11 protein-coding genes are annotated in these 14917 nt (G+C 68.5%); 5 read left to right on the top strand and 6 right to left on the bottom strand.

Features of this window, described 5'->3' with window-relative positions; genetic code table 11:
- Positions 1–72: 72 nt before the first annotated feature.
- Positions 73–720, bottom strand: coding sequence for a TetR/AcrR family transcriptional regulator (locus ACIRRY_RS43745; RefSeq protein WP_403984515.1), 648 nt, complete (start codon positions 718–720; stop codon positions 73–75).
- Between the two features lie 473 nt (positions 721–1193).
- Here ACIRRY_RS43745 and ACIRRY_RS43740 point away from each other — a divergent pair, with 473 nt between their 5' ends.
- The 3 genes from ACIRRY_RS43740 (at position 1194) to ACIRRY_RS43730 (ending at position 5479) form a co-directional block, all read left to right on the top strand.
- A complete protein-coding gene (locus ACIRRY_RS43740) occupies positions 1194–2093 on the top strand; it encodes an alpha/beta fold hydrolase (RefSeq protein ID WP_403984513.1) in 900 nt (299 codons plus the stop codon).
- Positions 2094–2451: 358 nt separating this feature from the next.
- Positions 2452–3801: a ferric reductase-like transmembrane domain-containing protein gene (locus ACIRRY_RS43735; RefSeq protein WP_403984511.1), complete on the top strand. Its 1350-nt coding sequence runs from the start codon at positions 2452–2454 to the stop codon at positions 3799–3801.
- A 190-nt stretch (positions 3802–3991) separates the two neighbouring features.
- Positions 3992–5479: a long-chain fatty acid--CoA ligase gene (locus ACIRRY_RS43730; protein WP_403984509.1), complete on the top strand. Its 1488-nt coding sequence runs from the start codon at positions 3992–3994 to the stop codon at positions 5477–5479.
- On the opposite strand, the gene ACIRRY_RS43725 is transcribed toward ACIRRY_RS43730, so the two are convergent.
- The gene (locus ACIRRY_RS43725; RefSeq protein ID WP_403984507.1) at positions 5460–6314 is read right to left on the bottom strand and encodes a hypothetical protein; all 855 of its coding nucleotides are present in this window, start codon (positions 6312–6314) and stop codon (positions 5460–5462) included. The genes ACIRRY_RS43730 and ACIRRY_RS43725 overlap by 20 nt on opposite strands.
- A 245-nt stretch (positions 6315–6559) precedes the next feature.
- A complete protein-coding gene (locus ACIRRY_RS43720) occupies positions 6560–8023 on the bottom strand; it encodes an aldehyde dehydrogenase family protein (protein WP_403984505.1) in 1464 nt (487 codons plus the stop codon).
- Positions 8024–8478: 455 nt separating this feature from the next.
- Between ACIRRY_RS43720 and ACIRRY_RS43715 the strand changes: the two genes are divergently transcribed.
- Positions 8479–9921, top strand: coding sequence for a carotenoid oxygenase family protein (locus ACIRRY_RS43715; protein ID WP_403984503.1), 1443 nt, complete (start codon positions 8479–8481; stop codon positions 9919–9921).
- A gap of 256 nt (positions 9922–10177) precedes the next feature.
- Positions 10178–11254 carry an MFS transporter gene (locus ACIRRY_RS43710; protein ID WP_403984501.1) on the top strand — a complete coding sequence of 359 codons (1077 nt, stop codon included), beginning with the start codon at positions 10178–10180 and terminating at the stop codon, positions 11252–11254.
- A 192-nt stretch (positions 11255–11446) separates the two neighbouring features.
- Here the strand turns inward: ACIRRY_RS43710 and ACIRRY_RS43705 are convergent, their stop codons facing one another.
- The 3 genes from ACIRRY_RS43705 to ACIRRY_RS43695 are packed head-to-tail and all read right to left on the bottom strand — an operon-like array spanning position 11447 to position 14904.
- Entirely contained in the window at positions 11447–12235 is a 789-nt protein-coding gene (locus ACIRRY_RS43705) for an IclR family transcriptional regulator (protein WP_403984499.1), read from the bottom strand.
- Between the two features lie 42 nt (positions 12236–12277).
- Positions 12278–13120 (bottom strand): fumarylacetoacetate hydrolase family protein, encoded by an 843-nt coding sequence (locus ACIRRY_RS43700; RefSeq protein WP_403984497.1) that lies wholly within the window; start codon positions 13118–13120, stop codon positions 12278–12280.
- On the bottom strand, positions 13117–14904 hold the full coding sequence (locus ACIRRY_RS43695; RefSeq protein ID WP_403984495.1) for a bifunctional 3-(3-hydroxy-phenyl)propionate/3-hydroxycinnamic acid hydroxylase: 1788 nt from the start codon (positions 14902–14904) through the stop codon (positions 13117–13119). Before ACIRRY_RS43695 ends, ACIRRY_RS43700 begins: the two co-directional genes overlap by 4 nt.
- Between the last annotated feature and the right edge of the window lie 13 nt (positions 14905–14917).

Genomic DNA, 14917 nt, shown 5'->3' with positions numbered 1-14917 from the left:
CGTTCGGCCCCTGCGGCCGAGCGAGGATGGGTGCGCGGTGGCCACCCGCCGCGGCAACGCGTCTCGCTGCGGTCAGTCACCGTCCCGCAGTCGACTGAGTCCGTCGAGGACGAGCTCCAGACCGAAGGTGAACTCGTCCTCCAGTGGGACCGGAAGCCAGTCGGCCACCGCCGCAGTGGCGGGAAACAGGGACGGATCGGCGGCTCGGAAGACGGTGGTCGCCTGGGCGTCGCTGCCCGGCTGTCCCGCGTCGTGAGGTCCTCGAAGCTGGATCGCGAAGCCGAGCACGTAGCGGGACAGGGTTGCGTAGGCGTGCGCCGCCACCTGCGGGGGGAATCCGTCGGCGAGCAGGAAGGCGATGCAACGCTCCCGTACGGCCATCGCGTTCGGGCCTACGGGGATCCGCTCGACAAGCAGGGGTGCCACGTTCCCGTGCCGGCTCAGGGCGTCGAACATGGCCTGCACCACTGTGCGGCACGCTTCCCGCCAGCCCATGCCCCCAAGTTCGTCTGCCGGGATCTCGACCGCGCCGAACAGGCGGTCCACGACATGGGCCACGAGAGCCGCGCGGTTGTCGAAGTGCCGGTAGAGCGTCGCCGTGCCGGAACCCAGGCGCTGGGCGAGCGTCCGCATCGACAGGGCCTCGGCCCCCTCTTCGTCGACGATCTGCACCGCCGCGGCGACGATCCGCTCGAGCGGGATGGGTGGACGGCCGGGCAAGCGCCGCGCCGACGACCCGCCTTCTCGCACCTGATCTCGTGAGGTTGGCACGGGGAAAGTATGCCTGCTTGGCCAGGGGGACCGTAACGGAATCACTGTAACCGTTATGCGGGAGCGGTGGGCGACGCGGAACGTCTCGCGCGAGGACATGCGGTTCATGTGTGCCCCGCATTCCCCGGCTGGCGCCGCGTTCCTCTTGACTTCCGGGCTAGTTATGGTAACGATGTAGCCGTTATGGCCTTGCTCGTCGGATCCACGGTGTTCAGGGTTGGACTCTGGGGCGATCCATCCGCCCTCGTCCTGAGCGGTAGGCGGTCGGCACGCAGCCCGGGACCTACCCGGTTCGATCCAACGTGTCCATGCCGATCGCGGCCACTTTTCCTCCGCAGTGACGGCCCGACCGCAGTGGCGGCCCGACCCGGTCGGCGTGGCACTGAACGACTCCTCCAGACACTCGAAGGAAAGACGCCTCGATGAAGTACTTCGTAATGCCGGACGAGGATCTCCGGCTTGACGCGAATGCTCGGCAAACGCTGCGCGGCAGCTTCGCCCAGCTCTCCGACGGGTTCACGCACTACGAGTTGGGTGGTCCCGAGACCGGCGAGCTCGCCGTCCTGGCGCCGGGCATGACCATCCCGCTGTTCTACTGGGACGGTATGGCGTCGAAGCTGCATGCGCGCGGCATCCGGACACTGGCCTTCAGCGCGTACGGACGCGGCTACTCCGACCGCACTCAAGGCCGCTACGACGAGGCGATGTTCGTACGCCAGCTCCGCGAACTGCTCTCGTTCCTCGGCATCGACACGCCAGTGAACCTCGTGGGGACGTCGATGGGGGCGCTGGGTGCGATGACCTACCTCCTCGACCGCCCCGACTCGGTCCGGACCCTCACGCTCATCGGTCCCGCGGGTCTGTCCACCGACACCGCGCTCCAGCAGCGTGCACTGAGGTCCGACCGGATCGCCTCGTTCGCCGCACGGCGCTTCGGGCGCAAGATCCTGCTCGGCCATCTCGGACGCAACGTCTTCGATCCCGCCCTCGTCGAGCCCCTGACCACCATGATCTCGGACTGCTACCGGTTCGAGGGATCGATGTACTCCTTCTTCTCCACTCTGCAGAACTACCCGATCTCCGGCCGCGAGGACCTCTACAGGCGAGCCGGCAGCCTCGGCATCCCGACCCTGCTGGCGTGGGCGACCGAGGACCGGATCACCCCCATCAGCGGTTTGGACCGAGCCCGTGACCTGGTTCGGCCGAGGCACACCGAGATCATCGAGGGTTGTGGGCACATGGCTCCGTACGAGCGGCCCGGGGAAACCGCAGAGCTGGTGTCCTCCTTCATAACCGCCAGGAGCGATCGCATCGACCAATGACCGCAGAGATCGAAATATCAGGGCGCGCTCAACGATGTCTCCGTCCCAGACCAATCCTCCGTCCAGGGCCCGCCACATCCCCTCGCCGATGACGACGAACAACGGCAAGGCGAGTGACGAGATCCCGTACCCACCCGATGTGCCGACGGCGGCTCCCGAGCCGTCCGCCCGACGTCGGGCATCGGTGTCCGGCATTCCGTCGACGAAGAGTCCGAGTCGTCCACTCCAGCTCTGTGGTCCCGCCTTCGTCCTTGAACATCCCGGCGATCGGCACGCTGACCGGCAACGCGCACCCGGGCCGACTGTGAAACGCCTCGGCGGGCTGAGGGCCTCCGGGACCGAGATACGGAGAACTGCTGTGAGCCTGCTGATCGCGATCGCCCTGTACGCCCTGCGCATCCTGCGACGACCACTCGACGGACGACTGAAGAAGCGCTACTTCGGCCCCATCTTCGTCACGGTGCTGGCCGTCGACCTGGGCCTGGTATGGGACGAAGGCCGGCCCACCGGGGTCGGCGGAATCTACTTCCTCGGCGACCTGGCCGGTCTGATGGCGGTCTACATGATGACGCTGAGCCTGGTACTCGCCACCCGCATCCAATGGCTGGAACCATGGTTCGGCGGGCTGGACCGCATGTATCTGTGGCACAAGAGATACTCGCTGTGGGCGATCGCGCTGATCACGTTGCACATCGTTTCGACGCAGTGGGACGGCGGTCGCATGGACCCCGGGGCATCGAACTCGATCGCGACGGGGCTCGCGCTCGGCATCATCTCCGGCGTCGCACTGGGCCTGCTCGTGCTCATCTCGCTGCCGAAGGTGAGCAGCATCATCCGATTGCCGTACGAGCGGTGGCTGTTCATCCACCGGTTCATCGGAGTGCTGGTGGGCACGTCGGTGCTGCACGGCTGGCTGCTCGATCCGGTGCTCGCCTCGTCCGGCCTGGCCGACAGCGCGTACCCGGTCATCGCGACGGTCGGGCTGATCTCCTACGTGTACGCCGAACTCGTGCGCCGACGACAGGAACCGTCGGCGCACTACACGATCCGCTCCGTCTCCCGACCGGGCGAGGGCATCGTGGACGTCACACTCCACCCGGCCGACGGGACGACGGCTCTACCGATCGCCGGTGGCCAGTTCGTCTACATGAAGGTCGGCGGCGACCACGCCTGGCACGAGCACCCTTTCAGCGTCGCCGGCGTCAACGGGGACGGTGCGGTCCGCCTCACCATCCGCGCACTCGGCGACGCGACCCGCGATCTCCACGCCGATCTGTGCACGGGGACCCCCGCCACGCTCAGCGGGCCCTACGGCATGTTCGACCACACCCTCGGCGGGGCCCGCCAGATCTGGATCGGCGCGGGAATCGGGATCGCCCCATTCCTGGGGTGGCTCGACCGCACCGACGCACCGCTACCTAGCACGGACCTCTACTACTGCACACCGAGCGCTGACCAGGCACCGTTCCTGCGTGAGCTCTCCGCGGCCGCGGAGAGCACCCCCGCGCTGCAGTTGCACCCGGTGTTCAGCTCGACCGACGGCCGTCTGACCGCGGCCCGCGTCCTCGGGGAGGTCGGACCGATCGGCCCGGACGTCCACATCTTCCTGTGCGGACCGGACCGGATGCTGAGCACACTGACCCGCGATCTGCGCCGCTCGGGCATATCGAGAGACCACCTGCACACCGAACACTTCGCGTTCCGCTGATGGACTCGTAGAACCCGGTGTCCCTGCGCCGAGGCGCTCTCAAAAAACATCAAGGGCCCGCTGCCGCCGTGGCAGGGGACGGCATACCCCAGCACAGGAACGAGTCCTGACGACCCGTCACCGGCGGACCACAGCAGGATGTCGTGAACGTGCGCAACGGATTTCGACGATGAGTCAATGGAGGCTGATCATGGCCAATCTGGCGGAGTTCCTGGTGCGGACGGCGGCCCGGAGGCCGGAACGCCCCGCGCTGCGGCTGGGGACGAACATCACCACCTACGCGGAGCTGGACGAGCAGAGCGCCCGTGCGGCGGCGCTGCTGCGGGCCGAAGGCGTACGGCCGGGAGACCGCGTCGCCCTGATGCTGCCGAACGTCCCGGAGTTCGTGGTGCTCTACTACGGTGCGCTCCGCACCGGGGCGATCGTGGTGCCGATGAACCCGCTGCTGAAGGAGCGGGAGACCGCGTACCACCTCACCGACTCCGGCGCCGTGCTGCTCTTCGAATGGCACCAGGCGCCGGGGGAGGGCGGCCAGGGCGCGGCCGCTGCCGGGGTTCGGCACATGGCAGTGGAGTCTTCGTCCTTCGCCGCCCTACTGGCAGGGCACGAACCGCTGACGGAGGTGGCGCCGACGGCGGGCGACGACGTGGCTGTCCTGCTGTACACCTCCGGCACCACCGGAAAGCCCAAGGGTGCCGCGCTCACCCACGGCGGGCTGCGGCACAACACCGAGGTCAACGGGGTCTACGTCCAGCGGATGACGTCGGAGGACGTGGTGGTGGGGTGTCTGCCGCTGTTCCACATCTTCGGCCAGATCTGCGCGATGAGCGTGGCCGTCCGCAGCGGCGCCTCACTCACGCTGATCCCGCGCTTTGACCCGCAGACCGTGCTGGACGCGGTCACCCGCGACCGGGCGACGGTGTTCGGGGGCGTGCCGACCATGTACGCGGCCTTGCTGCACCACCCGACGCAGGCTGATGTGTCGACGCTGCGGATGTGCGTCTCCGGCGGCGCGTCACTGCCGGTGGAAGTCCTGCGCGGCTTCGAGGAGCGCTTCGGCTGCCCGGTTCTGGAGGGCTTCGGCATGTCCGAGACGAGTCCGGTGGTGACGTTCAACCACCTCGACCGGCCCCGCAAAGCAGGGTCCATCGGCACCCCGATCCAGGACGTGGAGGTCCGGCTGCTGGACGAGAAGGGCCAGGATGTGAGCGCCGACGAGATCGGCGAGCTGGCCGTGCGCGGCCCCAACCTGATGAAGGGCTACTGGAACCGTCCCGAGGAGACCGCGGTCGCGATCCCGGACGGCTGGCTGCGCACCGGCGACCTGGCCCGGCGGGACGAGGACGGCTACTTCTACATCGTGGACCGGAAGAAGGACATGATCATCCGCGGCGGCTACAACGTCTACCCGCGCGAGATCGAGGAGGTCCTCCATGAGCACCCAGCTGTCGCCCTCGCCGCGGTGGTGGGCGTACCCCATCAGCAGCTCGGCGAGGAGGTCGCGGCCGCGGTCGTACTGCGCCCGGGTGCGCAGGCCACACCTGAGGAGCTGCGGCAGTACGTCAAGGACCGGGTGGCGGCGTACAAGTACCCCCGGGCTGTGTGGCTCATGGACAGGCTGCCGATGGGACCGAGCGGCAAGGTACTGAAGCGGGAGATCAGCGCACCCGCAGTGTGAGTAAGTCGGTCTGTGCAGGCGCCACGGCGGGCCGTTGTGCCCGAGCCGTCGACCGGCTCGACGCCGGCTCAGTGGCTGGTGTCCCGTTCCAGCAAGATCGTGACAGCAGCAGTCCTCCATAGACGCACCGCACCAGCCTCCTGCGACAGAACCTACGCCAGAACAGGGAGTAGACCAGCGCCGGAAAGATGCACGAAGCCGCGGCGCTCAGCGAGAAGGTGCTCAGGAACTCGGTCGGATACCCGTGTGGGACCGCTGACAGCGACAGGCCCACGACCCCCAAGGCGACGGCGACACTTATGGTCCGGTTTCCCGCCTCGGGGGCCTGGACGCGCTTGCCTCGCGCGCGGACACCGTGAGTCAGCGGCACGGCGGCAGCGAAGGTCACACTGGCGACGGTCGTGAGCACGGTGAGAAAGATGACGCATCCCAGGAGGGTGATCAGCGCCGTACGCAGTGGTGAGCCTTCATCGACCACATGCGAGGCCAACAAGATCAGGGACGACTGCCCAGAGGCGTCGGCTGCGATGCCCGCACCGCCCACCACGGCTGCCGAAGCGAAGCCGAAGCCCGCCGTGATGAGGAGCAGCAGGAAGATGCCGAACAGACCCACGGCAATACTCGCGGAACGTCGCGCGGACCGGCCGGTCCGGGACGCGTTGAGGCGCAGCAACATGTGAGGCATGGTGGCTGCGTCGAAAATCACGGCGACATGCGTGCCCACCGTCTTGAGCGGCTCGATGACGTGCGCGTACTGCCCGAGCCCCGGGCTCAAGTAACGGTCTGGTGCCACGCTCTTCATCACCGCGGCCGAGAGAAAGTCTCTGGATTCCACGCGAACTATCTGAGGCGGCCGAGCGCCGAAAGCAGCGCGAGGGCCACGAGGGCAAGTGTCACCTTGACCATGTGCATGCAGCTGGTAGCCCTCAGGCCCCGAGGGAGGCGAAGCATGCTAGGAGGCTGCCCATCAGCACCGTGCAGACCACCTCCACACCTGTCCTCGGCAATCCGATCAGCAGGGCGGTGCTGACGCCGGCGGCGCTCAACTGGACCGCGAGAACGGGAGCCGTGATGGCGGACTCAGAACGGATAGCCGGGGATCTCACCGCGGACCGTGACCCACTGCTGCTCGGTGAATGCCTCGACGTTGGCGGCGGCACCTCCGTGGCGGGCGCCGTTGCCGGAGGCGCCGACGCCGCCGAACGGGGAGGTCGCCTCGTCGTTGACGGTCTGGTCGTTGATGTGCACCAGCCCGGTCGGGATGCGGTCGGCCAGCGCCAGCCCCTTGGCCACGTCGCGGGTCAGGATGCCCAGGGAGAGGCCGTACTCGGTGTCGGAGGCCAGGTGTGCGGCGTCGTCTAGATCGTGGAAGGCCACCACGGGCGCGACCGGGCCGAAGATCTCCTCCGCGTAGGCGCGGGCGGTGAGCGGCACGTCGGCCAGGACCGTGGGCCGGTAGAACAGGCCCTCGTGGGTGCCACCCGCGGCGAGCCGTGCGCCGGCGGCCAGGCTGTCGGAGACGACGGTGTGGGTCGCTCGCAGCTGACGCTCGTCGATCATCGGGCCCATGAGGACCGCGCCCGTCATCGGATCGCCCACGGGCACCGCGTCGGCGCGCTCGGCGAGGCGGGCGGTGTACTCCTCGGCGATCGAGGCGTGGACGAGATGGCGGCTGGAGGCCATGCAGATCTGACCCGAGTGGTGGAAGGAGCCGAACGCGCCCGCGGAGACGGCCTTGTCCAGGTCGGCGTCGTCCAGGACGATCAGCGCCGAGTTCCCGCCCAGTTCCAGGTGCACCCGCTTCAACCGCTGCGCGGCTGCCGTGGCGATCGCCTTCCCCGCCTCGGTGGACCCGGTGAAGGCGATGACGGGCACGCGCGGGTCGTCGACCAGCGCCGCACCGACATCGGCGCCACCGGGCAGGACGTGCAGCACGCCCTCGGGAAGCCCTGCCTCCTCGAAGACCCGCGCGATGGTGACGCCGCCGCAGATCGCGGTGCGCGGATCGGGCTTGAGGACGACCGCGTTGCCGAGGGCCAGCGCCGGCGCCAACGCCCGCATGGCCAGCAACATCGGCGCGTTGAACGGGGAGATGACCCCCACCACGCCCACCGCGCGCCGCCGTGAGAACGAGAGGCGGTCCTCGACCGACCGCAGCACCTCGCCGAAGGGGGCAGCGGCGAGCGCCGCGGCCTCGTGGCACTCCTCGGCCGCACCCATCGACGTCTGGATGTCCGCGAACGGTCGCAGGGCGCCCGACTCGCGCACGATCCACTCCGCGATCTCCGCGTGGTGCTTCTCGAACAGGGCCGCGGCGCGTCGCAGGACCTGCGCCCGCTCGACGTACGGGAGCACCGTCCACGCGAGCTGGGCCTGCTGCGCGTGCCCTGCGGCCCGGTCGAGATCCGCAGGCGTGGCTGCGCCGACGCGGCCCAGTGTCTTACCGGTCGCCGGCTCGGTCGAGTCGTACGGCTCACTCGACCCTTTGATCCATCCGCCCGAGAAGATCCGCCCCTGCCAGTCGACTGCGTCCAGAAAGGCCATGATGTTCCGTTCTGCGTGATCCAGGCGGCGACCCGCCAGGCCGGCCCGCCATTCAATGTCTCGCATGATAGGATGTATGACTTGTTAAACAGGACACTTTCTTGAGAGTGTGGGGATGTCAAGGGGGCGTGGCGATGCCTCCCGCTCATCCCGTGCGGCCGTGATCCGCGGGGCTGCAACCGTGCCCGCGCATCGCACGGCAGTGGCGTGACGGCACCGTTCATGCTCAAGGCGAGGTCGTGGCAGGCTGGGCCCTCTTGGTTATTGCAACAAGTGCAGTATTTGCATGATATGCAAAAAGTACTACGGTTGTGATCGCGGACGGGGAGCCTCACGCCCACCTGGCGACAGTCCTGTCGGAGCCGAGGTTGAGGCCGGCAGATGGCGCAGATCTTCTGCGTCGGTCCCGGGATGTACTCGACCCGTCCCTCGCTGATCCAAGGGAGAAGAAGCCCATGTGGGACACGGACAACATGTTTCTCAACGGCCCGTTCGCGCCATGGCGCGAGGAAGGCGAGGCCTTCGATCTGGAAATCGAGGGCGAACTGCCCCGCGAGCTCAACGGCGTGCTGTACCGGACCGGATCGAACCAGCACTACCGGCCGCCCAACCCGGACCGCTACCACTGGTTCGAAGGCACCGGCATGATCCACGCGGTCTTCATCCGCGACGGACGTGCCAGCTACCGCAACCGCTATGTCCGCACCGACGCCCTGAAGCTGGAGATGCAGGAGGGAGGGCCGGTGCTGGGAGGCATGATGACCGGCGGCGACCTCGCAGATCTGCCCGAAGGCGCGCCGCTGTTCAGGGACCCGGCCAACACCCACGTGACCCTCTTCAACGACCGGCTGCTGGTCTTCTCCGCCGACCTGCCGCACGAGCTGCGGCCCGACACCCTGGAGACCGTGGGCAGGTACGACTTCCACGGTGCCCTCACCAGCCCGGGGCCCGGTCCGTTGGGCCTCACGCCGCACTTCAGGATCGATCCGGGCAACGGTGACCTGCTCTTCTTCGTGTCCATGGGCAACGACATGACCTGGTACCGGGCCGACCGGTCAGGCAAGCTGTGCGACGTCCACCACTTCGACATGGGTGTGCCGAGCTGGATCCACGACTACGTGGTGACCCCTGACTACGCGGTCTTCCTGATCTACCCGATGTTCTTCCGGATAGAGAACGCGGTGACGGGGCTGCCGCCCCTGATCTGGGACACGGACACGCTCGAAACCTGCCGCTTCGCGGTGCTCAACCGACACACCGGCGCGGTGCAGTGGATCGACACCCCCGACGCCTTCGCGCCGACCCACTTCTTCAACGCCTACCAGGACGGCTCGAAGGTCATTGTCGACGGGGAGCGTGTCCCCACGATGGGCACTCTCCTGCAGGACATCGAATCGTCGGTGTCAGCCAAGGAAGACATGAAGCCCGGCACTGTGTGGCGGTGGGAACTGGACCTCGAACGCGGCGTGGTCGGCGGCGGTGCGGTCACCGACGTCGGGTCCGGGTTCCCGCGGATCAACGACCAACTTGCCGGCCTGCGGCACAACTTCGGTTACTTCGCCAGCAACCGCGGCCTGAACGAGTGGATTACCGACGGCGTGGCCAAAGTCGACTTCACCAGCGGAAACACCGAGGTGCAGTCGCTCGACGGCGGGGTCACCTCGCCCAGCGAGCCGGTGTTCGTGCCGCGTGAGGGAGCTACTGCCGAGGACGACGGCTGGGTGCTGACGATCTGGTGGGACCCGGCCACCGACCGCAGCGAGGTGATCGTCCAGGACGCCCAGGACTTCACCGCGGCCCCGGTCGCGCGGATCAAGCTCAATCACCGGGTGCCTCTGGGCTTCCACGGAAGCTGGTCCTCCGCCGCCGAACTGGACGCCGCACTCCGCCAGGGCTGACCGACGCGCCTTCGAGATGGTTCCGGGCGGCTGCCACCGTCATGGAGACAGCCGATGGCTGCGGTGTGGCAGTGGTCGCAGGTGCGCACTGTTCAGCGGCTCGCCGTCAGGATCCGGCGCCACCGCCGACGTCCTGCCCCAGCGGCCTTCCTGGCAGGGGCAGGACACCTCCGACCGCGAAACACCTCTTCACCACGGCCCGGTGCCTTGCCGTTGCCGGTCCCCCTTTGTTCGTTCGCCGTCTGGAGATCCGACTATGTCGTCCGGCACCGTCACACCCTCGATAGGCCGCCGTCTGATTCCGCTCGGGTTCGTTCTCGTGGCCGCACTGAGTTACCAGATCGTCGTGTTCCCCAACTTCCTCCAGTCCCTGCGCGCGGAACCCGGCTGGGACCTGTCACCGGGCGGTGCGGGTCTGGTCGGGAGCATGATCTTTCTGGGGATGATGGCCGGCGCCACCGCCGCTGTGCCGCTGGCCCGGTGTCTCGGGCGCCGACGGGCGACGCTCGCATCATTCCTGTGGCTCACGCTCTGGTCCGGGGCCTGCGCGGTCGCCGCCACCCCTTGGCAACTGGGGTTCCTCAGGATGCTCACGGGGATCGGCGTGGGCGCCGCCGTTCCACTGACCCTGGGCCTCGCCCAGGACATCACCAAAAGATTCAAGATCGCGCTCGGAATCGTGTCCTTCGGGATGCCGGTCGCGGGACTTGCCACCCAGAACACCATGGGCACGCTGGCCGTCGAGGATGCCTGGCGTCTCATGACGGCCGTGGGAGCGGGCGTGGGGCTCATCGCCCTTGCCCTGTCTCTGTGGCTACTGCCACGCGGCACCGACATGTCCGTACTGGCTCCTGTTCGGGCGGTGCACCGCAAGCCGGGCCGACGCGTCGTCGTGTGGATGGGCATCGGCCTGATCGGAGCGAACCTGATTGCCTGGTCGGCCCTTACCGGACTCACGTCCGCTGACCTCCGCTTCAACGCGGTGCTGAACGCGGGCGCGATTGTAGCGATCTTCGCCGTGGCGGGCGTGGCGATCCACCGGAGCGAGACACCCACCTCGCTCTCGCGGACCGTTCGGGCCACGGTCGCGTTCGTGCTGATCAACCCACCTACCGCGGTAGTGACCGTGATCATGCTGGTGAACGTCGCCGCAGGCAAGAGCGCCGGTTTCGTCCTGACGATGCTCGGTGTGGTGATCGCCGACTGCTACTGCCGGTCGCTCACGCTCAGCGTGGCGCCGCGTGTGTTCGAGGACATTCCCCGCCCCCCGGGCCAGAAGGCCGGCCCCACCGCACCGGTGCCGCAGCCGCTTCACCCCGGCTCCGACAGGTGACGGCGAGACCACCACGAACCCACTCCCGCAGCCGGCCGAGGAGTACGTACAGAGGTGGCCACTGAACCCGGCCCTTCAGACACTCCACCGGGAACACGACGTCAAGGTGCGAGACGACGGCTTTCGTGCCTGCCCACGTCATCTGCCCCCAAGCGCGCACCACCCGACGGCCGGGGCCTTGGTCGTCGGGTGTCAGCCTCCGACGGTGATCAGCCGGTCGCTGATCACCTGCGCCGTCTCCCGGACCTTCCGGGCGAGCTCAGCTTCGGCCTCGGGGAACACACGGGAGGCCAGGGCCGCGACGCTCACCGCTGCCACCACCTGCTGCTCCTCGTCCCGCACCGGAGCGGCGATACCCATCACGTCGGCGTCGAGCTCGCCACGAGTGACCGAGTATCCGGCGCGCCGGATGTGGTCCAGCCGTCTCATGAGGGTGTCGACATCCGTGAGCGTGGCGGGAGTGAAGCGTTGGAGGTCTGCCGACTCCAGGAGCCTGCGGGCTTCCTCCTCGGGGATCCAGGCCAGCAGGACGAGCGCCGCCGCACCGGCGTTGAGGGGGAGTGTGCTGCCCCTCTCGTACGAGATGCGCACGGCGCCCGTTCCGGCTTCCGCCCGGTCGACGCAGACGACGAGCCCCTCGGCGCGCCGCGTCAGCAGAATCGTCTCGCGCACGTCGTCGGCGAGCGCCGCCATCACCGGAAGCGCGACTTCCGACAGGCCGTAACTGCGTCGTGCCAGCCGGGCGATCTCCAGGACGCGCAGGCCCAAACGGAAGCCGCCGCCCGGAGCCTCTTCCAGGAACCGGCTGCTCACGAGGCTCTGCACATAGCGGTAGGCGGTGGAACGAGCTACGCCGAGTCGCTCGGCGACGGCAGTGCCCGAGACGACGAGCTGGGCATCCGAGAACATGAGGAGGATGTCCAGGGCCCGGTCTGCTGTGGAGTTGCGCTCACGGTAGCTTGGCGACGCTGATCCTGACATGCGAGACACCTTAACTCGTCGGGGCGGCACTACGCTCCTGCGTCACATCTCTTCTCTGACCACGGTGTTACGGAGCTCGCCGATCCCTTCGACGGTGGTGACGAGTTCCTGGCCCGGCCGGAGGAAGACCTTGGGGTCGCGGCCGGCGCCGACGCCGCCAGGAGTGCCCGTGGCGATCAGGTCACCGGGCAGCAGCGTGATGATGGTGCTGACGTACGCGATGATCGAGGCGACGTCGAAGAGGAGGTCCGCCGTGCTGGACTTCTGCATGGTGCGACCGTCGACGCTGCAACTGATCGTCAACCCCGAGGCGCCACGCGGCAGTTCGTCCGGGGTGACGAGACAGGGCCCCACCGGGGTGGTGGCCTCGAAGGTCTTGCCCGACAGGAACTCGCGAGTGCGGTGCTGCCAGTCCCGGACGGTGACGTCGTTGACGACGGTGTACCCGCCGACGTACGCCAGGGCCTCGTCCGCGCTCACATGACGTGCTCGGTGTCCGATCACGACTCCGAGTTCGGCTTCCCAGTCCAGGTGGTCGCTGACCAACGGCATGCGTACGTCGTCGTGCGCGCCGATGAGAGAGCCGTCGTACTTGGCGAAGAGGGTCGGGTGGGCCGGGGTCGGGCGGCCCATCTCCTTGATGTGCGTGGCGTAGTTGAGACCCAGGCACACGATCTTGTTCGGGTGGGGGACGACGGGGGCGAGCGACATCGTCCCGAGGGGGATGCGCTCACCGGCCTCGGCGGTCGCGCGCTCCGGCCAGTCGTCGCCGCTCGACAGAAGCTCCCCGACGTCGGAGTACGGCAGCAGGACGAGTTCGTCGCCTTCCTGGCGGGCGGCGGCCGTGCCGCGCCCGTCGTGCAGACGGACGGTGCTGAGCCTCATCGAAGCCCTCCTCGGGTCTCGGAAACACTCGGGGTGCGGGAAACGGTGACGGAGCGCTCGGGCTCGGCTGATGGCCGACCGGCGTTCTCATCGCCGATCCGTGCGGGGTGTTGTTCCGTCGCCGGAACGTGGACCTCAGCGCCCGGGTGCGGCGCGAACCGGTGCAGGCTGTTCGCGACGCGTTCGATCTGGTCGGGCTCGAACACGGCGGCGATCAGCCGGTCGGGGCGCACGAGCACGAAGCGGGCGGTCAGTCTGCTGAAGGCGGCGTCGAGCCGGCCGTCCGCGTCGGCGATGCTGGTGCGTCCCGGATGGTCGCGAGGGAAGCGGTCGTCGAGGACGACGTCCACGCGGGTACCGGCGGGTAGGCCGGCGCGCGCGGCGGCGGCCCAGTCCGCGTCGGTGAGTCCCTCCCCCAGCAGGCTCCAGCCACGGCTGAGCACGTCGTCCAACCAGGTGACCTGGAGCCGCGGGCCGTGGAGGACGCGCGGCTGGGGAAGCGGGGTGCCCACCGGCGACCGGACCTGGCCGTCCAGGGGGACCACCGCGCCGGAACGTATGCGGGTGTCCGGCCGGTAGCGCATCTCGGTGAGATACCGGCGTCCCCAGGGCGTGTGCATGGCTGCGCGTGCCAGCAGGTCGCGCACAAGTGCCCGGCCACGGCTGGTGGTCATCACGATGCGGCCGAGCCGGACGGAGAGATCGATCACCGCTCGGGCGTGTGGGCGGCGCTCGCTGTCATAGGTGTCGAGCAGCGCGTCCCCGGCCCGTCCGGACAGGACGTCGGCGATCTTCCAGCAGAGGTTGGCCGCGTCGCGCACGCCGGAGTTGAGGCCCTGGCCGGCGAACGGCGGCATCATGTGTGCGGCGTCGCCCAGGAGGAAGCAGCGCCCGTCGCGCAGGCGGTCGGCCAGCAGGGCATGGAACGTGTACGACACGGCGCGTTCGACCTGGTCCGGGGTGATCTCCCGGTATGGCCGCAGCAGTTCGCGCACCAGCTCGAACGGCGGCGGATCACCGGGCCTGCCCTCCCCGGGGTGCAGCAGGAACTCGTAGCGGCACCGTCCGTCGCGGCCCGGTACGACGACCGTGGGACGGCGGGGGTCTCCGAAGTGCATGCCGTAGCGCTGGTCGTGCGGATCCCCGAGGGTGTCGGCGACCAGCCACACGTCGGGAAAGGATTCCCCCCGCATGGGGATGGACAGCAGTTCCCGGACGGTACTGCGGCCGCCGTCGCAGCCGAGGACGTACGAGACGTCGAAGTGCTCGGTGGGTCCCTCACCCTCGGCCGGCCCCACCCCTACGCCGACATGGTCGTCGTAGTGCTCCAGCGTGAACAGCCGTGTGGAGAAACGGGTTTCGACGCAGGAGCGGCGCCGTAGCTCTTCGAGGAGCACCCGTTCAAGGTCGGGCTGGGCGAAGGGGTTCTTGAATGGGTGCCCCAGGCGCTGGTCGCCGAGTCCGCGCGCGTGCAGGAGGGGTCGGCCGTCGGCGCCGAAGTACCTCGTTCCGGTGCCGGGCACGATGATCGGATAGACCGCGTCCGCGATGCCGGCCGACTGCAGGGTTCGCAGCGATTCGTCGTCCAGGCTGATGGCCTTGGCGTCGTCACTGGTAGTCGGATTGCGCTCGACCAGCAGGACGCGCACCCCGAGAGAGCCGAGCAGATGGGCGGCCGTGAGTCCCGTGGGACCAGCGCCGACCACGAGGACGTCGGTTTTCACCGGACCGGCGCAGGAAGGTATGTGCCGGGGATCCTCGGGTGGTGTCAGTGGCTCGCTCATGGGCGGGACTCCA

Source organism: Streptomyces sp. NPDC101776, from assembly GCF_044766845.1.
Classification (GTDB): Bacteria; Actinomycetota; Actinomycetes; order Streptomycetales; family Streptomycetaceae; genus Streptomyces.
This window is presented reverse-complemented; position numbering and strand designations above follow the sequence as displayed.